The 20,628-nt window shown below is 63.0% G+C and carries 20 protein-coding genes; 7 read left to right on the plus strand and 13 right to left on the minus strand.

Annotation, left to right across the window (positions count from 1 at the left end; all coding sequences use genetic code 11):
- Window positions 1-88: 88 nt before the first annotated feature.
- From IEJ03_RS09240 to IEJ03_RS09260, 5 genes are read right to left on the minus strand one after another with little or no spacing between them, the layout of a single operon-like run.
- The gene (locus tag IEJ03_RS09240; RefSeq protein ID WP_192034590.1) at window positions 89-1,060 is read right to left on the minus strand and encodes a biotin-dependent carboxyltransferase family protein; all 972 of its coding nucleotides are present in this window, start codon (window positions 1,058-1,060) and stop codon (window positions 89-91) included.
- Window positions 1,050-1,958 (minus strand): allophanate hydrolase subunit 1, encoded by a 909-nt coding sequence (locus IEJ03_RS09245; protein ID WP_192034591.1) that lies wholly within the window; start codon window positions 1,956-1,958, stop codon window positions 1,050-1,052. The genes IEJ03_RS09240 and IEJ03_RS09245 overlap by 11 nt, the downstream gene beginning before the upstream one ends.
- On the minus strand, window positions 1,955-3,349 hold the full coding sequence (locus IEJ03_RS09250; protein WP_192034592.1) for an acetyl-CoA carboxylase biotin carboxylase subunit: 1,395 nt from the start codon (window positions 3,347-3,349) through the stop codon (window positions 1,955-1,957). The genes IEJ03_RS09245 and IEJ03_RS09250 overlap by 4 nt, the downstream gene beginning before the upstream one ends.
- Entirely contained in the window at window positions 3,349-3,594 is a 246-nt protein-coding gene (locus IEJ03_RS09255; protein WP_192034593.1) for an acetyl-CoA carboxylase, read from the minus strand. The genes IEJ03_RS09250 and IEJ03_RS09255 overlap by 1 nt, the downstream gene beginning before the upstream one ends.
- A 44-nt stretch (window positions 3,595-3,638) precedes the next feature.
- Window positions 3,639-4,397: a 5-oxoprolinase subunit PxpA gene (locus tag IEJ03_RS09260; protein WP_192034594.1), complete on the minus strand. Its 759-nt coding sequence runs from the start codon at window positions 4,395-4,397 to the stop codon at window positions 3,639-3,641.
- A 109-nt stretch (window positions 4,398-4,506) separates the two neighbouring features.
- Between IEJ03_RS09260 and IEJ03_RS09265 the strand changes: the two genes are divergently transcribed.
- From IEJ03_RS09265 to IEJ03_RS09290, 6 genes are all read left to right on the plus strand, one after another.
- Window positions 4,507-5,409, plus strand: coding sequence for a LysR family transcriptional regulator (locus tag IEJ03_RS09265; protein ID WP_192034595.1), 903 nt, complete (start codon window positions 4,507-4,509; stop codon window positions 5,407-5,409).
- Between the two features lie 243 nt (window positions 5,410-5,652).
- Window positions 5,653-6,822, plus strand: a complete 1,170-nt coding sequence (locus IEJ03_RS09270) for an isovaleryl-CoA dehydrogenase (protein ID WP_192034596.1) — start codon at window positions 5,653-5,655, stop codon at window positions 6,820-6,822.
- Between the two features lie 12 nt (window positions 6,823-6,834).
- On the plus strand, window positions 6,835-8,442 hold the full coding sequence (locus IEJ03_RS09275; RefSeq protein ID WP_192034597.1) for a carboxyl transferase domain-containing protein: 1,608 nt from the start codon (window positions 6,835-6,837) through the stop codon (window positions 8,440-8,442).
- A gap of 7 nt (window positions 8,443-8,449) precedes the next feature.
- A complete protein-coding gene (locus IEJ03_RS09280) occupies window positions 8,450-9,319 on the plus strand; it encodes an enoyl-CoA hydratase-related protein (protein ID WP_192034598.1) in 870 nt (289 codons plus the stop codon).
- Window positions 9,316-11,367, plus strand: coding sequence for an acetyl/propionyl/methylcrotonyl-CoA carboxylase subunit alpha (locus IEJ03_RS09285; protein WP_192034599.1), 2,052 nt, complete (start codon window positions 9,316-9,318; stop codon window positions 11,365-11,367). Before IEJ03_RS09280 ends, IEJ03_RS09285 begins: the two co-directional genes overlap by 4 nt.
- A 31-nt stretch (window positions 11,368-11,398) precedes the next feature.
- Complete coding sequence (locus tag IEJ03_RS09290) at window positions 11,399-12,298, plus strand: hydroxymethylglutaryl-CoA lyase (RefSeq protein ID WP_192034600.1); 900 nt, start codon at window positions 11,399-11,401, stop codon at window positions 12,296-12,298.
- Window positions 12,299-12,488: 190 nt separating this feature from the next.
- Here IEJ03_RS09290 and IEJ03_RS09295 read toward each other — a convergent pair whose 3' ends face one another.
- Together IEJ03_RS09295 and IEJ03_RS09300 are read right to left on the minus strand one after the other, a co-directional pair.
- Window positions 12,489-12,845, minus strand: coding sequence for a hypothetical protein (locus IEJ03_RS09295; RefSeq protein WP_192034601.1), 357 nt, complete (start codon window positions 12,843-12,845; stop codon window positions 12,489-12,491).
- Between the two features lie 124 nt (window positions 12,846-12,969).
- Entirely contained in the window at window positions 12,970-13,341 is a 372-nt protein-coding gene (locus IEJ03_RS09300) for a hypothetical protein (RefSeq protein WP_192034602.1), read from the minus strand.
- Between the two features lie 255 nt (window positions 13,342-13,596).
- On the opposite strand from IEJ03_RS09300, the gene IEJ03_RS09305 reads away from it, so the two are divergent.
- The gene (locus IEJ03_RS09305; RefSeq protein WP_242457920.1) at window positions 13,597-13,821 is read left to right on the plus strand and encodes a phage integrase N-terminal SAM-like domain-containing protein; all 225 of its coding nucleotides are present in this window, start codon (window positions 13,597-13,599) and stop codon (window positions 13,819-13,821) included.
- 41 nt (window positions 13,822-13,862) lie between these two features.
- On the opposite strand, the gene IEJ03_RS09310 is transcribed toward IEJ03_RS09305, so the two are convergent.
- From IEJ03_RS09310 to IEJ03_RS09335, 6 genes are all read right to left on the minus strand, one after another.
- Complete coding sequence (locus tag IEJ03_RS09310; RefSeq protein ID WP_192034603.1) at window positions 13,863-14,288, minus strand: GNAT family N-acetyltransferase; 426 nt, start codon at window positions 14,286-14,288, stop codon at window positions 13,863-13,865.
- A gap of 192 nt (window positions 14,289-14,480) precedes the next feature.
- Complete coding sequence (locus tag IEJ03_RS09315) at window positions 14,481-14,903, minus strand: hypothetical protein (RefSeq protein ID WP_192034604.1); 423 nt, start codon at window positions 14,901-14,903, stop codon at window positions 14,481-14,483.
- Between the two features lie 374 nt (window positions 14,904-15,277).
- Window positions 15,278-15,700 carry a hypothetical protein gene (locus tag IEJ03_RS15810; protein ID WP_242457921.1) on the minus strand — a complete coding sequence of 141 codons (423 nt, stop codon included), beginning with the start codon at window positions 15,698-15,700 and terminating at the stop codon, window positions 15,278-15,280.
- 308 nt (window positions 15,701-16,008) lie between these two features.
- Entirely contained in the window at window positions 16,009-16,356 is a 348-nt protein-coding gene (locus tag IEJ03_RS09325) for a DUF3024 domain-containing protein (protein ID WP_192034605.1), read from the minus strand.
- Between the two features lie 154 nt (window positions 16,357-16,510).
- Window positions 16,511-18,988 carry a DUF2309 domain-containing protein gene (locus IEJ03_RS09330; protein WP_242457922.1) on the minus strand — a complete coding sequence of 826 codons (2,478 nt, stop codon included), beginning with the start codon at window positions 18,986-18,988 and terminating at the stop codon, window positions 16,511-16,513.
- Window positions 18,985-20,565, minus strand: a complete 1,581-nt coding sequence (locus tag IEJ03_RS09335) for an NADH-quinone oxidoreductase subunit L (RefSeq protein ID WP_192034606.1) — start codon at window positions 20,563-20,565, stop codon at window positions 18,985-18,987. The genes IEJ03_RS09330 and IEJ03_RS09335 overlap by 4 nt, the downstream gene beginning before the upstream one ends.
- Window positions 20,566-20,628: the final 63 nt, after the last annotated feature.

Consider the following 20,628-nt stretch of genomic DNA (forward strand, 5'->3'; position numbering starts at 1 on the left):
GACCGTTACGGGACTGTGAGATAGAGGCCGTGTGGCTCGGGTCATGCCACCACGGTGGCCACCTGGCGCCTGCCGGGTGGCATGACGGTCATGGCATCTGGCGCAGAGCCGCCATCTGCTGTTGATATTCCGCGCGCGCGGCCAGCGCCGCCTCCAGGCTGACGGGCACGAAACGGACCTTCTGGTGCGGCTGGATCTGTCCGACCCAGTCCATGTCGGCACTGATCACAGTACCGATCATCGCGTAGCCGCCACCAGACACGGCATCGCGATGCAGGATGATCGGCTCGCTGCCACTGGGCACCTGGATGGAGCCGATCGGATAGCAGGCATCGACGATATTCGAAGGATCATCACCGGCACCGAACGGTGGCTCGCGATCGATGAACGACAACGGGCTCCCTCCCTTCATGCGGTAGCCGATCCGGTCGGCCTCCGAGGCGACCGTCCAGTCCTCCTCGTAGAAGCGCTCGCGGCTCTCGTCGGTCAGGCGGTGATCGTAGATGCCGGGCACCACTCGCAGCATGTAGTGCTTGGAGAAATTCGGCACCAGCGACTCCGGCAGCCGTCGCCCTTCACGAGTGGAGGTGGCGACAGGCAGCAGGTCCAAGTGATCACCTGCTTGCAGCGGCCGGCCCTCCAGCCCCCCCAGGCTGCCCAGTGAATAGGTACTGCGGCTACCCAGCTTCTCGGGCACGTCGATGCCGCCCTCGATGGCCAGGTAGAGTCTTGCCCCGGCCTTGACGAAATCGAAGCTCAGGGTGGATCCCGCGGGCACCCGGAACACTTCATTGAGCGGCTGCGGCTCACCGTCGATCCGCGGCGTCATCTCGGCGCCACAGGCCGCAACACAGCGGCTCTCGCTGAAGCTAAGCTCCGGCCCCATCAGCGCGCACTCCAGCACCGCGGCACCTTCCGGATTACCGAGCAGCAGGTTGGCCGCTCGCAGCGAACGCTGGTCCATGCCGCCGGAGGGCGGAATCCCCAGGTGGTAATTGCCCTGACGGCCTGTGTCCTGAATGGAGGTGGCAAGCCCTGGCTTGATCACGTCAATGGTCATGGAGCACCTCCTTGATACGACTGGCATAGCCATCGGGGTCACGGTTGAAGTCATCAAGATCGAAGGTGAACGGCACCACCCTGGGTTCGAAGCCACCGGCCTCGGCATCCGCTGACAGGCGATCGTATTCATCACGATCGATGGCGCGATGCTTCACGATGTCGCCGGGACGGAAGAAGATCATCGATTCGTCGATATGCGGCTGCTGATCGGCCGGATCGTAGAGCGGCATCGGGGTCACGCCGAACATCTGGTAGCCGCCTGCGCCGCGCACCGAATAGATGCAACTGAAACAGCCGCCATAACCCACCGTCTGCTTGGGCGTATCGGTTCGCGGCCGCAAGTACTTCGGCACCTGAATCTGACGCTCGCGCGGCACCATCTGATACATGAACGGCAGCCCCGCCACGAAGCCCACCATGGAGACGAACCAGGGACTTCCGCTGTGTGCCTCGATGAAGGCATCGACACTGTCGAAGCCGTTGATTCGCGCTGCATAATCAAGGTCGGTGCCCGAGGGATCCTGGTGACGATCTCGGAAACGCATCAGCGTCTCGTGGGTCCAGGGGTCGTTGTAGAGCACCGGTACCTCGATCACTCGCGTCTCGATGGTGCGCACCTGCTGGGCCGAGACCTCACGATCCAACGATTCCAGGGTCTCCTGCAGCTCGCCTGCGCTGATCTGCTCCGGGTCATAGCGCACCTGGTAGGAGGCATTGGCAGGACAGATCTCGATGATGCCGGGAACGGACATGGCCTTGAGCCGCTGGGTGATCGAGATCGACCGGAAGAAGGCCTCGAGGGTCATCTCCTCGCTCAGTTCCACGAAGAGGAACTCATCGGCGGCCAGGCTATAGCGTGCCTGGGTGCCAGTGGTAGTAGACGTGGTCGCACTCATGACACCGCCTCCTTGACGCTTGCTGAGGAGCTTTCGGTGGAAGCAGGCTCGCCTTCCAGCCAACGCTCCAGAAAGCCTGTATCCATCGCGCCTCGACGCACCTCGGGATCATCGACCAAGCGCCGATGCAGGCCTGCGGTCGTCGCGAAGCCCTCGAGCGTGAACTCGTCCAGGGCACGGCCGGCCCGGGTCAGCGCGCTGTCGCGACACTCGTCCCAGACGATCAGCTTGGCGACCAGAGAATCGTAGAACGGCGGCATCCGATGCCCATCGAAGAGGCAACTGTCGATGCGGATACCGGGACCGGTCGGCCAGACCAGCCGCTGTACCTGACCCGGCGAGGGAAAGAAGCCCCGCTCCGGATCCTCGGCATTGATGCGCATCTCCACGGCCCAGCCGCGACGACTAATCTCCTGCTGCGTGAAGCGAAGACGCTCACCACAAGCCAGCCACAGCATCTCTCGCACCAGATCGACGCCCGTCACGGCTTCGGTGATCGGGTGCTCGACCTGGATTCGGGTGTTCATCTCGATGAAGAAGAACTCACCGGTGGTGTCGTCGAATAGGTACTCGAGGGTACCGGCACCGAAGTAGTCGACATGCTCGGCCAGCGCCACCGCCGAACGGCAAAGCGCGTCGCGGGTGGGCTCATCGAGGGCTGGGGACGGGCACTCCTCGAACACCTTCTGACGGCGCCGCTGCAGCGAACACTCACGCTCGAAGAGATGGATGGCACGCTCTCCGTCGCCGAGGATCTGGACCTCGATGTGGCGGGAACGCTCAATGAATCGCTCCAGGTAGACGCGATCATCCCCGAAGGCAGTGCGCGCCTCGGTCTGCGCCATGGGCAGCTCCTCACGAAGCGCTTCGGCATTTGCCGCCACCCGGATGCCACGACCTCCACCCCCGGCCGCCGCCTTGATCAGCAACGGGTAGCCTACGCTGTCGGCCACCGCCAAGGCCTCGTCCAGATCGCTCACCGCACTGGGTGAACCCGGGACCACGGGGACTCCGGCCTCGATCGCCGTCTGACGGGCCATGGCCTTGTCGCCCATGCGCTCGATGATGGCGGCCTCGGGGCCCACGAACACCATGCCGGCGTCCTTGACGGCCCGGGCAAATCCGGGGCTCTCGGAGAGAAAGCCATAGCCCGGATGCACGGCATCGGCGTTAACGTCCTTGGCGGCCTTAAGTATCGCGTCGATGTTCAGATAGCTTTTAGTCGCCTGTGCCGGGCCGATGCACACGCCTTCATCGGCCTGCTGCACCGCCAGGCTGTCTGCATCGGCCTCGCTGTGAGCGACAATGGCCTGCATGCCAAGCTCACGGGCGGCACGCACCACACGCAAGGCAATTTCCCCACGATTGACGATAAGCAGTCGACGAATCATCACACCACCTCCAGCGTCGCGACGGCCTCACCGGGCTCGACGACGGTTTCATCTTCGACCAGGAAGGCGGTGATGGTGCCTGCCGCCTCGGTCTTGAGTTCGAAGAACTGTTTCATGACCTCGATGAGTCCGATCACCGTACCGGCCTCGACCTGCTGCCCCTCCTCCACGAAGAGCGGCTTGTCGGGGGATGGCCGACGATAGAAGAGACCGGGGAACGGCGCCTGAATATCTTGCTGCGACATGGTGTTGTCTCCTGATGATTGTATTGTTGTTTGAGGAAGCGGAGTCAGTGCGCCTTGATCTCGAACCCAGCCTGGTCGAGTGCGCTGCGCACGGACTTGACGAGAGACAGGGCGCCGGGCGTATCGCTGTGGATGCAGATCGACTGGAAGCTGACGTGGACATGCTTGCCGCTGACGGCTTCGACCACCCCGTCCTGACAGGCCTTTAGCACCTTCTGTGCCACGGCTTCCGGCTCGAGGGGCTTGACCTTGCGCACGAAGACGATGCCGCCCTCATCGTTATAGTCACGATCGGCATAGAACTCGTGGATACGGCTGATACCGGCTTCGCTCGCCGCCCGATCAATGGCGGTGCCGGCCAGGCAATAAATGGGCAAGGAGGGAGCGACGTGCTTGAGCGCCCGACAAAGGGCCTGAGCGAACTCGTCGTCGCGGGCGGCATGCATGAAGAGCGCGCCGTGAAGCTTGAAGTGATGTAGCGTCAGATTCTCGTGGGCGGCCAGTTCGCGCAGGGCGCCCAACTGATAGAGCGCATCGTTCACCAGCTCCTCGGCAGAGGCGTGAATATGGCGCCGTCCGAACCCGACCAGGTCGCGATAACCGGGATGCACCCCCACCGCGACACCATGCTCTGCCGCCTGACGGAGAATATCCGCCATGGTGGTCGGATCACCAGCGTGGAAGCCTGCTGCCACATTGGCGGAGCTGATCAAGGGCAGAATGTGAGGATCGACACCGTCGCCGATCCGCCAGGCACCGAAGCCCTCTCCCATATCCGCATTCAGATCGATTGTCGTTGTCATGGTTGTCTCCTGAAGTGGCCTCATCCATTTAAGGCACTCGGGTCGACAAGTGGAATTACTAATTTTTGTTTTGTATTATCAAAAAACCCGAACGCTTAATGAGCTAGCCATGGCACGCGACCCTTCCCTGCGCAAGATGCGCTACTTCCTCGCGGTGGCCGAAAGCGGCAAGGTCACCCAGGCCGCCGTCGACCTCAATGTGTCCCAGTCGTCCATTACCACCGGGGTACGAGAGATCGAGGAACAGCTGGGCGTGACGCTGTTCCAGCGCACCGCGCAGGGCATGACGCTGACCCGACAGGGCCACCGATTCCTGCATCAGGTCCGCCACGTGTTTCAGGCCATGGACGAGGCCTTCGATAGCCTTCAGGACACCTCGGCTGCCTTGAGCGGAACTCTGGATCTGGCCATGAGCTATACCGTGGCGGGCTACTTCATGCCTCCGCTGCTGGCCCGCTTCCAGCGCCGCTATCCCGGTATACAACTCAGGCTGCATGAGGTTGCCCGCCCGGCCATCCAGCAGGGCCTGAACTCCGGCGAGTACGACCTGGCGATCATGTTGACCTCGAACATCGACGAAACTGCGCGTCTGGAACGCCAACCACTCATTTACTCGCCACGCCGACTGTGGGTGAACAGCCACCATCCGCTGCTGAAGCAAGACTCGGTCAGCCTGCGCGATATCATCGATCAGCCCTTCATCATGCTGACGGTGGACGAGGCGGATCAGACCGCCATGAAATACTGGGCAAGTAGCGGCCTGACGCCCAACATCATTTTCAAGACGTCATCGGTGGAGGCGGTACGCAGCATGGTCTCCAACGGCACCGGCATCACCATCCTCACCGACATGGTCTACCGCCCCTGGTCCCTCGAGGGCAGGCGCATCGAACACATCGACCTGGTAGACCCGATTCCCACCATGGGAGTGGGCCTTGCCTGGTCGCGAGAGCGGCCGCTGTCCCTGCCGGCCAAGGCCTTTCAGGACCTGGCCACCTCCTACACGGACTGAGCTCCCTCCCGGCCGTCTGTTTCCACCTGCGAGCCGTTCATTATCGGGCGCCCCACGGGGCGCCCGAGTGCGTTACAGGGCACTGGGATGCAACCTTGGTCTACCCGGCCTAACCTTCACTTTACGTTAACGTCAACCAAACCTAGGCTAGTCGTATTATCCGACAACATCGGCGCGCGGCCTTTGCAGTCTCATCAGTCTCAACTACCGCCGCCCGCCATCGAACTGCCCGGGAGCCACGCCATGCATACCCCCTATCAGCCCCTCGACTTCGGCCTCGACGAAACGATGGTCATGCTGCGCGACCAGGTGAATGCCTTCGCCCGCGACGAGATCGCCCCGCGTGCCGCCGAGATCGATGCGAAGAATGAGTTCCCGAGCGACCTATGGCAGAAGTTCGGCGACATGGGCCTGCTCGGTATCACCGTGCCCGACGAGGACGGTGGCAGCGGAATGGGCTATCTCGCCCACTGCATCGCCATGGAAGAGATCTCCCGGGCCAGCGCCTCGGTGGGTCTCTCCTACGGCGCCCACTCCAACCTCTGCGTCAACCAGCTGAAGCTCAACGGCAGTGCCGAGCAGAAGGCCAGGTACCTGCCCAGGCTGATCAGCGGCGAGCACGTCGGGGCACTCGCCATGTCCGAGCCCGGCGCCGGCTCCGATGTGGTGTCGATGAAGCTTCGCGCCCGCCGCGACGGCGATCACTACATCCTCAACGGCAACAAGATGTGGATCACCAACGGCCCGGATGCCGACGTGCTGGTGGTCTATGCCAAGACCGACCCGGAGGCCGGCTCCAAGGGCATCACTGCCTTCATCATCGAGAAGGATTTCCCCGGCTTCTCCACCGCCCAGAAGCTCGACAAGCTGGGCATGCGCGGTTCCAACACCTGCGAGCTGGTGTTCCAGGATTGCCGCGTGCCGGCCGAGAACATACTGGGCGAGGAAGGCCGCGGCGCGCGGGTGCTGATGAGCGGGCTTGATTATGAGCGTACCGTGCTCGCCGCCGGCCCCATCGGCATCATGCAGGCCGCCATGGACGTGGTGGTGCCTTACGTGCACGAGCGTAAGCAGTTCGATCAGGCGATCGGCGAATTCCAGCTGGTGCAGGGCAAGATCGCCGACATGTATACCACCCTGAATGCCTGCCGAGCCTATCTGTATGCGGTGGCCGCCGGCTGCGACCGCGGCCAGACCTCCCGCAAGGACGCCGCCGGAGTGATCCTCTACTGCGCAGAGAAGGCTACCCAGGTCGCGCTGGATGCTATCCAGCTGCTCGGCGGCAACGGCTACATCAATGAGTACCCCACCGGGCGGCTGCTGCGCGACGCCAAGCTCTACGAAATCGGCGCCGGCACCAGCGAAATCCGCCGCATGTTGATCGGCCGCGAAATCTTCAACGAATCCAAGTAAGGGCGGCGTTCCATGAGCATCCTCCAGACCCAGATCAACCCGCGCAGCGAGGTCTTCCAGGCCAACGAGGCGGCGATGCGCGACACGGTCGCCTCCCTCAAGGAGCTGACCGCGACCCTCGCCCAGGGCGGTGGTGACAAGGCCCGTGCCCGCCACGAAGCCCGCGGCAAGCTGTACGTGCGCGACCGCATCGATCATCTGCTCGACGAAGGCTCACCCTTCCTCGAGCTCTCGGCGCTGGCCGCCTACAACGTCTACGACACCCCGCTGCCCGCCGCTGGCGTGATCACCGGCATCGGCCGAGTCAGCGGTGTCGAGTGCGTGATCGTCGCCAACGACGCCACAGTCAAGGGCGGCACCTACCACCCGCTGACCGTCAAGAAGCACCTGCGCGCCCAGGAAGTGGCCCGCAAGCATCGCCTGCCCTGCTTGTATCTCGTCGATTCCGGCGGCGCCTACCTGCCCGAGCAGGACGAGGTCTTTCCCGATCGCGACGATTTCGGGCGCATCTTCTACAACCAGGCCACCCTGTCCGCCGCGGGCATTCCGCAGATCGCGGTGGTCATGGGCTCCTGCACCGCCGGCGGCGCCTATGTGCCGGCGATGGCCGACGAGTCGATCATCGTCAAGGGCCAGGGCACCATCTTCCTCGGCGGCCCACCGCTGGTGAAGGCGGCCACCGGCGAAACCATCAGCGCCGAGGACCTGGGCGGCGCCGACGTGCACTGCAAGGTCAGCGGCGTGGCCGATCACTATGCCGACAACGACGCCCATGCCCTGCAGATCGCCCGCCGCGCCGTCTCGCGTCTCAACTGGCAGAAGCGCGGCCAACTCGCGCTCAAGGACTCCCGTCCGCCGCGGCTCGACCCCGCCGAGCTCTACGGCATCGTCGGCACCGATCTCAAGAAGCCCTATGACGTGCGCGAGGTGATCGGCCGCCTAGTCGACGATTCCGACTTCGACGAGTTCAAGCGCTACTACGGCGACACCCTGGTCACCGGCTTCGCCCACCTCCACGGCCATCCGGTGGGCATCGTCGCCAACAACGGCGTGCTGTTCTCGGAAAGCGCCGTCAAGGGCGCCCACTTCATCGAGCTGTGCGCCCAGCGCAAGATCCCGCTGGTATTCCTGCAGAACATCACCGGCTTCATGGTCGGCTCCAAGTACGAGCAGGAAGGCATCGCCAAGCACGGCGCCAAGCTGGTCACCGCAGTGGCCTGCGCCCAGGTGCCCAAGTTCACCGTGCTGATCGGCGGCAGCTTCGGCGCCGGCAACTACGGCATGTGTGGCCGCGCCTATGACCCGAACCTGCTGTTCATGTGGCCCAACGCTCGCATCTCGGTGATGGGCGGCGAACAGGCCGCCAACGTGCTGGCCCAGGTCAAGCGTGACCAGTACGAGCGGCAGGGTGAGACCTGGTCCGCCGAAGACGAAGAAGCCTTCAAGAAGCCCACCCGCGAGCAGTACGAGCACCAGGGCCACCCCTACTACGCCAGCGCAAGGCTGTGGGACGACGGCGTGATCGACCCGCTGCAGACCCGCGACGTGCTCGGCCTGGCCCTGGCCGCGGCCATGAATGCCGAGATCGACGACACCCGCTTCGGCGTCTTCCGGATGTGAGGGCCTAATGACTAATACCACTTCGCAAGGGACCACCTCGACAGGGACAACCTCGTCAGAGACAACCCCATATTCCCGCCTGACCATCGATGAACGCGGCGTGGCCTGGCTGACGCTGGATCGCCCGGCGGTGCTCAACGCCTTCGACGATCACCTGATCGGTGAGCTCAACGACCATCTCGACCGGCTCGCGGCGGCGGCCGAACGCAGCGAGGTCCGCGCCCTGGTGCTTCGCTCCGAGGGCAAGCACTTCTCGGCCGGCGCCGACCTTGGCTGGATGAAGCGCATGGTCGACTATTCGCTCGAGGACAACCTCAAGGACTCCCGCGAGCTCTCGCGGCTGATGCAGGGCCTCGACACCCTACCCTGCCCCACACTCTGCCGCGTGCAGGGCGCGGCCTTCGGCGGCGCCGTGGGCCTCGCCGCCTGCTGCGATGTGGTGATCGCCTCCGAGAAGGCCAAGTTCTGCCTCTCAGAGGTCAAGATCGGCCTCGCGCCCGCGGTGATCAGCCCCTATGTGCAGCGCGCCATCGGCGCGCGCCAGATGCGCCGCTACGCGCTGACCGCCGAGGTCATCCAGGCCGATGCGGCGGAACGGCTGGGGCTCGTCCACCGCATCGCCGAGCCGGATGCCCTGGACGACGCCGTGTCGGCGATGCTCGACACTCTGCTCGCCGCCTCGCCCCAGGCGCAACGCGCGACCAAGGCGCTGCTGGCAACGGTCGGCCGCGACCCCGACAGCGAGGCCACCCGCGAGCGCTGCTGCCGCGTGATCGGCCAGCTACGGGTCAGCGATGAAGGCCAGGAAGGCCTCGCCGCCTTCTTCGACAAGCGCACGCCCCGCTGGGCCCACCACCCCAAGGATTCGACGTCATGACCTCCCTCACGCCCCCCCAGAGCACGCCCTTTTCCAAGGTCCTGATCGCCAACCGTGGCGAGATCGCCTGCCGGGTGATGCGCAGCGCCCGCGCCATGGGGATCGCCACCGTAGCCGTCTACTCCGATGCCGATGCCAACGCCCGCCATGTGCGCGAGGCCGACGAGGCCGTGCGCATCGGCCCGGCGCCGGCCCGTGACAGCTACCTGAAGGTGGACGCCGTGCTCGAGGCCGCTAAGCGCAGCGGCGCCGGCGCCATTCACCCGGGCTACGGCTTTCTCTCCGAGAACGCCGACTTCGTGACCGCCTGCGCCGAGGCCGGCATCGTCTTCATCGGCCCGCCCGCCGCCGCCATCTCGGCGATGGGCGACAAGTCCGCCGCCAAGGCCCGCATGGCAAAGGCTGGAGTGCCGCTAGTACCCGGCTACCACGGCGACAGCCAGGGCGATGAGCTGCTGCGCGCCGAGGCCGACCAGATCGGCTACCCGGTGCTGCTCAAGGCCAGCGCCGGCGGCGGCGGCAAGGGCATGCGAGTGGTCGAGTCCGGCGACGGCTTCCAGGCCGCCCTGGACGGCTGCCGCCGTGAGTCCCAGGCCGCCTTCGGCGATCAACGCATGCTGATCGAGAAGTACCTGACCCAGCCGCGCCACGTCGAAGTGCAGGTGTTCTGCGACCGCCACGGCAATGGCGTCTACCTGTTCGAACGCGACTGCAGCGTGCAGCGCCGCCACCAGAAGGTGCTGGAAGAGGCCCCCGCCCCGGGCATGAGCGAGGTCCTGCGCCGCGAGATGGGCGAGGCCGCAGTGCGCGCCGCCATGGAGATTGGCTATGTGGGCGCCGGCACTGTCGAGTTTTTATTGGATGCGGACGGCCACTTCTACTTCATGGAGATGAACACCCGCCTGCAGGTCGAACACCCGGTCACCGAGATGATCACCGGCCAGGATCTGGTCGCCTGGCAGCTCAAGGTCGCCATGGGCGACGCCCTGCCCTGCCGCCAGGACGAACTCGCCATTCACGGCCATAGCTTCGAGGCGCGCCTCTATGCCGAGGACCCGGAGCAAGACTTCCTGCCCGCCACCGGGCACCTAGAGCACTTCGGGCTGGATCTGGTCGGCGCCGGCCTCGACCCCGTACAGGTGCGCCTGGACAGCGGTGTGGAGAGCGGCGACGAGGTCTCGATGCACTACGACCCGATGCTCGCCAAGCTGATCGTGCATGGCGACGATCGCGCCCAGGCGCTGGCGACCCTCAACCGGGCCCTGGCCGCGCTGGACGTGCGCGGCGTGGTCACCAATCGCGCCTTCCTGCAGCGGCTGGCGAGCCACCCGGCCTTCCAGGCGGCCGAGCTCGATACTCGCTTCATCGAGCACCACCACGACGCCCTGTTCGAGGTTAGCGAACCAAGCGCCGAGGACTACGCCAGCGCCGCTCTGGTAGCGCTGGACCAGCTCGGCCGCGAGGGCACGAGCGATTCCCCCTGGGACCGCCATGACGGCTTTCGCCTCAACGCCGATCATCGCATCCGCGTGGCCTTGAGCGACCCCAAAGCGACCGCCCCCCAATCGACCGACGCCGAGCCCGTTGTCGTCGACGGCAGCCGCCCCCATGACGCCGCCCCTTGGCGGCTCACCATCCAAGGCACGACGCTTTCGGCCAACCTGCAGCGGCTCGATGGCGACGCCGTGGCCATCACCCTCGACGGCCACCGCCGTCGCCTGCTGGCAAGGCTCGATGGCAACGCCATCGTGCTTTCCGATGCCCGGGGCGAGACCCGCTTTAACTGGCTGCGCGCGGACGCCGTCGATCACGGCCAGCACGAAGCCGAATCGACCCTCACCGCGCCCATGCACGGCACCGTGGTCGCGCTATTGGTGGAACCCGGCACCCCGGTCGAGAAAGGCATGCCGCTGATGGTGATGGAAGCCATGAAGATGGAGCACACCCTGAGCGCCCCCGCGGATGGCCAGGTGGCGAGCTTCCACTTCGCGGCCGGCGATACCGTCGGCCAGGGCGAGGTGCTGCTCGAATTCGCCGTCGATGAGTGAATCGCGCTAGCCCGAGAACAGGAGACACCAGATGGCATTCCCCCAATCCGTGCGCCTGGTCGAGGTCGGCGCCCGCGACGGCCTGCAAAACGAGCCCGAGCCGGTCAGCACCGCCACCAAGCTTGAGCTGATCGACCGGCTCGGCGCCGCCGGCCTTCGCCATATCGAGGCGGCCAGTTTCGTCTCGCCCAAGTGGGTGCCGCAGATGGCCGATCACCGCGAGGTGATGGCCGGGCTCAGGCGCCGCGAGGGCGTCGTCTACTCGGCGCTGACCCCCAACCTCAAGGGGCTGGAGGCCGCGCTCGAGTGCGGCGTGGACGAGGTCGCGGTGTTCGGCGCCGCCAGCGAGTCCTTCTCGCAGAAGAACATCAACTGTTCGGTGAGTGAGTCGCTCGAGCGTTTCGCCCCGGTGCTGGCGCGCGCGAAAACGGCGAACGTGCGCGTGCGCGGCTATGTGTCCTGCGTACTCGGCTGCCCCTACGAGGGCGAGATCGCCCCCGCCAAGGTGGCCGAGGTGGCAAAGGCGCTTTATGAGATGGGCTGCTACGAGGTGTCGCTTGGCGACACCATCGGCACCGGCACCCCGCTCAAGGCCAAGCGCATGCTCGAGGCCGTGGCCCGCGACATCCCCATGGCGAAGCTCGGCGCCCACTTCCACGACACCTACGGCCAGGCGCTCGCCAACCTCTATGCCGTGCTCGAGGAAGGCATCGCTGTGATCGACAGTTCCGTGGCCGGCCTCGGCGGCTGCCCCTATGCCAAGGGCGCCTCCGGTAACGTGGCAAGCGAGGACGTGATCTACCTGCTCAACGGCCTCGGCATCGAGAGCGGCATCAATCTTGATGCGTTGGCGAAAACCGGCAGCTGGATCACCCAGGCCATCGGGCGGCCCAACCGCTCCAAGGTGGGCGTCGCGCTCGCCGCCCAGTGATCACAAGACGAATTAAGTCACCCCACCGCTGAAAACGAAAAAGCCCCCGAGCCTGTTTGCTGGCTCGGGGGCTTTGATTGTTCGAGCTATGTATCCTCGGAGGGGAATTAACGCCTACAGCACGCGCGGCTGCGGAATGGAGGCGAAGCCGCAATGTAGTAGCCGTCGCCGTGACTGTGATTGTTAGGCCTTATATCTTTCTGAAAATTGATTTTAAAAAATCCCAGATTTTGAATATTGTAGCTGCGAATGCTGCTCCAATAGTAAATCTAAAATAGTAGCCAGTTACGAAAAAAACGATTGCAATAAGAAAAGAGTAAAATCCCTCATTTCGATAGCTTGCACCAAATGTGTCAGCCAGACTTCTAAACGGGGTATCGCTATAACTCCAATCATAACTTATGCCCCAAATCACGAAGGCAAGGGTCACGACTAGCCCAACGATGCGATAAATTTTTGCGAAGGACTCAACATAGCGGGGATCAATACCGTCAAGGTCATAATCAATACCCTTGCGGATGTTCGTTTTATCCTGATCTTCTTCCATCTCGACCTCTTAAATTTACAGTACAGAGCCTAACGCCTTGCTAAGCGGATAAAAATGGTTGGTTAAAATCGCGTAGCGATAACCAACTGTTTTTATTCCGTTTAAGCAACTTGTTAGTTGCTTCTTAACCAAATACTCGTTCTAAAGTTGCTGATATTAGACCTTGTGTTTGTGCGGAAAGAAGAACGCAACCAATAGTTGTTAAATCGGCTGTCGTGCCTAGCCATTGCACCAGAGATGAGCTCTTCAAACTATTAATACGATCTTCTTTTGGTAATTCTTTATTACCCTCAAGAATCTTAATAGCATCAATTAAATATTCAGAAGGAGTATCATCTGGCAACCCCAGACTTTTCATTAAACTTGGAGGGTCTCTTAACTCAATAGCTTTTTTGGTATTTGTTATTTCAAGACCATCAGCTTTAATGTGTGCGCCTTTAGGAGCACTTATTCCAGTGCCGCAATTGTCAATTCGTACGTTTTTTAAATCTAGCATAGTATTCCTCATGACAACTAACAGTGATTAGACTGCGTGCTCGTTTATTGACTTAAACGCGCTGGCACGTTTAAGTCAATAAACGAGCGCGCCATTTTCTACCTAACCCATTGATAAAAAACATTCCTACGCATCGCTCGGCTACCTATGCAGAATTCGCGCGCTTGCGCATTTTGCCAGATCCAATAATACTGTATGAACATCCATATATTCGGGCAACAACGTATGGGCGCGCAGAGCAGACCACCCAAGCTGATGGATCGTGTGAAGGCCACCATGCGGGTAAAACGCTACAGCCCTCGCACCGAGAAGACCTACTGCTACTGGATACGCTACTTCATTCGTTTCCATGGCGTGCGTCACCCCGCTAGCATGGGCGCCCCTGAAGTGAAGGCTTTCCTGGAACACCTCGCGGTAGAACGCTATGTGGCGGCGGCCACGCAGAACCAATCAACTCTGGACTACAACGCTCCGCTGTAGAGAATGTGGAAGCGAAAACCTAGGTCGGCAGCAGCCGATCATCATGAAAGCTCCAGCTCCATATAGTGAACTGCACCTTCGGTCTTACAAATTCTAAATCCAAGCCGCTCGTAAAGCGCCACAGCAGGATTCATGCTAAACACGCAAAGGCGAAGCAGTCGAACCCCTGCTTCCCGGGCAATGCCGTTAGCAAAACTAACAGCCTGCGAACCTACTCCCCTATTCTGCCAACCTGGCTGTACCTGCAGGTCACGAATGTAATAAGCCGTATTGTCGTGACTCAACCGCAAGACACCCACCGCATCATCATCTAAGATGATCTCGTAACTCTCGAGCTCTTCCCAGTTCTTATCAAACAACGCCTGATCCCAATGAATCCCGATCTGTTGATAGTACGGCTCCATATTCTGACGAGTCAGACTTTCAACAAATTCCTTATCTTTCGCTTGCCGAAGCTCAGGTTTCATTCCAACTTTCCTGACAGTGATAAAACTGCGTTAACGATCATGACGTGAACGTGCCGGCGTACACACCTAGACGATCCGGCGGCGAGCCTGGCGAGATACATTCACAATGAGCAACACGAAAAAACTCCGACTGCCGAGACGAATCTTAGCCAGGCTCGTAAAGTACATACTTCATCCTTACGCACGCCCTCATCACCTAGTGCGACACACCGCCAGCCCTTCTTCCCGGAGGTAACCACAAAAGTTCTCGACATCTTCATTACTGAAATTTCCAGAAACAAAATCACCTGGAATCAGCCCTTCGTCCCAACGCTCCGCCACCAGAATATACCCCGCTTCCTTTTCATCGCCCGGAAAAATCTCCACTACGACGGTGGTTTGATGGATATAAATATCACGGAGCTCTTTGGTACAGCGAAGAACGGGATATTGCTCGTCGACCCTGCATTGATAACCCGCTTTGGAAAAGAATTCGCTAGCGCTGGAGAACAGGGCATCATCCTCCAAGTGCGAATGAGGTGCTTGTTCAATGCTTCTGGTGATACCACTGGCCACATTGGTGCAACCGGAGAGAAGCACGGACATCAAGGTGAAAAACAGGTAGTGCTGCTTCATGGCGGTAGTAACTCTTCACAAGAGGTTGAGAAGCAATAATGAAGCCGAGCACGCTACCGCCCCTACCTGGGCATGTGACGATGGCGTCCTGCCACCCATGCGGTAGTCCCTGCGTCCAGCTATGGTGTACTGCTCGTCTCAGCGATCTGGCCATCAAGCGTATTCATTAGTCATGACGGATGCAAAACAGCGGTAGGTCGCGGAAGTAGCTCAACGTGACGCCTGAATCTCCTCGCCACCGAGCGACTCACCTGCACCAACGAGAGCAAGGGCCTGCCGACGAAGTGAGTGCTACCCAACCAAAAGCCCCGAGCCAGTGATCTGGCTCGGGGCTTTTCTTACCACCCTAATTCATCCTGATCGCGGCTGGTGAGCTAGTGTTGCGCTCCTGCCGCGAGCGCCGACGGCGTCTGACAGCCGACGATGGCCGGGGCCTTCTGAACCAGTGCTTCATCTTCGAGCGCTGCCACCATGAAACGGGCGAAGTCCACTCGGCGCGTGAGGTTGCTGGCGAGGGCAGGATCGCCCACATGCCGTCGCCATACCGGTAGTCCCTGGCTGTCGCCCTCCTCCAGATCGCTGGCGCGCACCACGGTCCAGCGCGTGTCGCTCTCGAACACGCGCCGGCAGGCTTCCACCTGATCATCCAGGTCCGCGAAGCGGATCAGGCGCGCCAGCCAACCAAAGACCGCCACGAAGGTCCTGAGCTTCCAGGAATAGACGTCCTGGCCATCGCGGGAGATGTGCCAACCACAGGAATAGACGAGGCGTGCTCCCGGCTTCGCATGGTCGAGCACGGCCTGCGCGGTTCCCGTCCCGTACTGCTTAACGCCCCAGGGACCAGTACCGTCAACACGCCATCGCACCCGGCGACCGCCTTCTTGATCACTTCCGGGTCATTCGTCGCGCCGGGCACGATCGTCATGCGCCCCTTAAAGGCCTCGAGCTTGCCCACGCTCTTCTCGCGACAGACCCCGACCACCTCGTAGCCCCGGTCGAGCGCCTGCTGCACCATGTACTGCCCTAGCTTCCCGGAAGCCCCTACGATGCACACCTTGTTCATCGTCACCCTCTCGCATTGGCCTGCGATCCGGTCATGAAGCAGTCACCCGAAGAAGCAGGCATTTTCATCCTTAGCCACCAGCTCCAGATATTCCTGGACAGAACTCACCTCCGGTTGCGGCGGATAGGCATGCCATTTCATATCTGCCCGATGCCAATACACCTTCCAGATCTTCTGGCTTTTGACATGAGTCGCCTTGGCGATCGGCGTTTCCATCATTTCGCCCGCAGCTCCCCACTTCGGCCGAATCTCGAAGATCTCGAGGCTTTGCCCCGAAATACGAAAGCCAAGATCCACTTCGGCGCGGAGGTGCGCCGGCGGGCGGTGCTGATCGATAAATGCCTGGGCCGCCTTTTCTACTCGTTTGCGGTCTAGCTCATTAAATGCCATTCGGCCCTCCTTTCTACAAACCAGATCAGGGCCAATTTAACACCACGAATCGGCGACTGCAGGCCGCCCACTCTACATGCGGCTTGTCATAGCCCCTTGATGGGCCATGCTTCGTCGCATCGGCAACGATCACTGTCTATGGCGAGTCTCGGCTTCAGGGCGCGACCCACTGCTGGCCACGATAGGCGAGGATCTCGCCGGTGTCGTCGTTCAGCGCGAACAGGTACAGCCAGTCGTTGGCCACCAGCGACGAGAGCATCTCGTGGCGGGCGACGATGGCCTCGATGGCCTCGGTGGGCGCGGCCAGATAGGCACTCAGGCGCAGCGGTTCATGGCGCCAGTGCTCGCCGTCGTGCAGCGACTGCAACGGCAGGCCGATGCGCAGGTCGCCACCGTTGCCTTCGAACACGCCGATATGCCCGCCGACCACGTTGTGCAGCACCTTGTTGCCGCTGCCCAGCTTGCGGTTGTCCAGGGTCGAGCTGTTGTACTGCATGTTGATCCAGTGCGCGACGACCATGGGCGCGGTCATGATCAGCTCCAGCCGCTGGAAGTCGGGATCCGTGCGCCAGTCATAATCGTGCATGAAGCTGCGACCCTCAAGATCGATTGGGGCCGTGACATGGCGCGGCGCGGCGATGAAGCTGGCATTGTTGGCCAACCCCCACTCCGGACGGGTCTGGGACCAGTCGGCGCCGCGGCGGTCGAGTACCTGGGCCAGGTCCGTGCGATCCCCATCCAGGCCGAGGGCGGGCGCCCGCGCACGCCGCGCCTGCTCGGCGGCCTGGGCAAGCCATTGCCGCTCCGTCGGGCTAAGCGGGCCCTCGCCTTCCGGCAGTTCGATCCGGTCGGTGATGGTGTGGTGAAGCGCGGGCACGAAGCGGCTGTGGTCGGGGATGACAAGCCCGCCGTCGGCCAGCTGCTCGCGTACCGCCGGGTCGTTGAGCAGTCGGGCCAGGGCCCTGACCGAGACTTCCCCCGACTGCCCGCCGCAGGCGCCGCACTCCAGCCCCGCCGCATGGGGGTTATTACTGCTGTGGCTGGCATGGCCCACCAGCAGCACCCGGCGGGCGATATGCTCGGAGAGCCCCATGGCGTCGAGAATGGTGCGGGCGAGCTGCACCTTGTCATCGAGGGTCAGCGCCTCGCCCGAATCCCGCCAGTGCCAGGTGAGCTGCTCCAGATGCAGCGACGCACGGCTGGCCTTGGGAGACAGCGAGCGCAGCAACAGCTTGCCCGCGTACAGGAGCCCGCCGGTCTCCACGGCGGTGAAGGTGGCGGTGGCCGACTGCGACCATTCCTGCAGGCGCGCCTGCCAGTTGAGCCGCTTGGCGGCGCGCTGGGTGCCATCGGGCGCCCCGCTGGTCAGGGTCACCTTCGGGGCGAGCAGGCCCGGCAGATGAGGCTGGGCCATCGCGGAGCCGGCCGGCCGATACTCCAGCGGCAGGCCGAAGAAGCCGGCGAACCCCAGGGTCTGGATGGCCGGACTCTGCCGCTCCAGCGCCCGGCGCAGCGGCTCGGAGCGCACGTCGATGCAGAATACCGCCTGCATCTCAGGCGACGGCACCGTGAGGGCCGGCGTGCGAATCGAATCGCTCAGCGCCCGGTTCAGGGGCTGCTGGTAGGCCAGCTCGCTGGCGACCTGCCACACCCACAGCGGCCGCTGCGCCTTGCGATGACGCTCGACCTGTCCCGGCAGTTCCGCCAGCTCACGCTGCCACTGGGTGCTCAGCTGATCGGCCTGCTCGGGCTGCTCGTGGTGAAGGTAGCGCCACAGCACCAGCTCCCAGGCCAGGCGGATCGCCAGCAGGCTGCGCATGTCGGAGGCGCCCCGTTCGCCTGCGGAGGCCGTCAGGGCTCGCTGCCAGTCCTGATAGGCGACCCAGGCGGCCCAGCCGTTGATATCCAGCAACAGCGCCTGGGCATAGCCATGGAGGCGCTGGGCATCGACATCCAGCTCGGCGATCACCGCCTCGAGCAGCTCGGCGTCGCTGACCGGCAGGGTCTCGAAGTAGCGCCTCAGCTTGGGCTCGCCCATCAGGATGGCGATGCCGCGATCCTTGAGGGTCGTGTCCAGCCAGTGCTGATACAGGGTCTTGTCCGCGGGGGCGTTCAGGCGCCCGGCATTGAGCGGCCCGTCTTCCTGAAAGTAGGCGGCACAGAACTGGCTGATCTGGTGGGTGATCTCGTCACGCCAAGCCATCTTGTGCTGCCGGTCGCGACGGGCATCCACCAGGTCACTGATGTTGTGCCAGTGAGGCAGCCGGGCAAGACCATCGACCACCGACAGCAGGTTCTTGTACCCCCCGCGGTACCCGAGCCGCTGGGCGGCCTGGGTCAGGTGGTCGCCGGTGATCTCGCCGCGCTGCCAGCGGCCGAGGTAGTGGCTCGGTGGCATCAGGCACTGAATATTACCAAGTGCCGACAGCCGCGCGGAGACGGTGTCCGCGGCTTGCTCGCGCATGTTCCAGAAGGGGCTTACCGCGATCAGCCGATCCAGCGGCCAAGTGGGGGCCACACTTTCGCAGGCACGATCCAGTGCCTGCTCATGGGCCGGCGTCAGGGACACGGACTCCTCCGCCATCGCCGCCTGGCGATCGAGGGCCTGAGGCGTATGTTCATGAATCGTCATTGTGACCCCTCGCGAGAAGCGGCGTGAAGTTGCTTGGCGTTGATACGCCCCGGCAAACGATGCGGCCAGAATTTCAGGGTGTTCTTGGTGACCCACTCATCCAGGTAGAAGCCGGCGTAGCAGTAGAGGTTCAGCTTCTGCACCCAGCCAAGGTGCAGGCCATAGCGTTGCAGGCAATAGCCCGCGAACAGCAGCACGAACAGCAGGCTAACCCAGAGATCGGCCCACACGGAGGCCGTATGCTCGACCGTCGGCAACAGGGCAGCGAACAGCGACTTGAGACCGAAGTAGGTGAGCACCACCAGCGCGGCCAGGCCGATGAAGCGCAGGCCCGAGCCCGACCCCGGCTGGCCTCGACGCTCCGCCAGCATGGCGGTCAGCGCCAGCGTCAGCAGGACCCAGGGGCTCATCATCTCGAAGGCCGTGGAATCGGTGGCGTACTTCGCCACCACGGCGAGCCCCGCCACCATGGCCACACTGATGATGCCGGCCATGATCCACTCGACGCGAGACGGGCGCCGGGCCGGTGCACGGTGGCGGAGCAGGTTCTGCTGCACCGCTTCGCCGGAGCTGAGGAAGGCGTAGGCCTTGTAGCAGGAGTGCGCCAGCAGGTGCAGCATCGCCAGCTCGATCAGCCCCAGGGCAATCTCGACCAGCATCAGACCCATCTGGGCGCTGGTCGACCAGGCCAGCCGCACCTTGATACTGATGCGGGTCATCATGATCAGGGCCGCCAGCACGCTGCTGATGCCCGCCACGACCAGGATCAGGGCCTGCGCGGGCGTGGATTGCAGCAGCAACGGCGAGAAGAGGATCAGCAGGTAGCCGCCGAGGTTGATCACGCCGCCGTGCAGGGCCGCAGAGACCGGCGTGGGTGCCTCGACCACCTGGATCAGCCAGCCATGCAGGGGCAGCTGCGCGCACTTGATCAGCGCCGCCAGGCCGAGCAGGCAGGCGGCCGCCTGTTCGCTCACCGACAAGGGCTCAGCCGGTGCCGCATAGGCGCTCGTGATGACGCTGATGCGGGCACTGTCATGATGCAGGTAGAGCAGGACGAAGGCCGCCAGCACGCAGAGCTCGGCGCCGCGCGCGAAGAGGAACTTCTTGTGCGCGGCCAGGGCCGCCCGGGGGCGGTGAGGATAGAACATCAGTAGCTGATGCATGGATAGGCCGATGATGAGCCAGGCGACCAGGAACAGCACCAGATGGTCGCTCAGCACAGCCACGCTGACCGCGGCGAACACGGTCTGGGCGAGCATGACGAAGCGCTGCTGGCGGGGCTCGCCGCGCAGGTAGGTGGCGCTGTAGCGCACCACGATGAAGCTGATGAAGCTGGCGAGCAGCAGCATGATCAGGTGCAGGGGCGTGGTCTGCCACCACCCGACCACCGCCGGCATCGCCCCCGACACGCCCGCCAGCACCAGCAGCAAGGCGAGCAGCAGCCCCCCCAGGGTGGCCAGTCGCGCCGTTTGCCAGGCTTGGCTTTCCGACTGGCGAGCACTGGTCACGGCCCCCATCCCGAGAACAAAGGGCACCAAAGACAACAGAAGGGTGAACAGCGGCTCGCTCCAGCTCATAGGTGACTCCCGGAATCTATGTGGTATGCAGTATCCAGAGACTCGAACTTGAAATAAAATATA

The sequence above is a fragment of the Halomonas sp. YLGW01 genome (assembly GCF_014840935.1).
Lineage (GTDB): Bacteria > Pseudomonadota > Gammaproteobacteria > Pseudomonadales > Halomonadaceae > Onishia.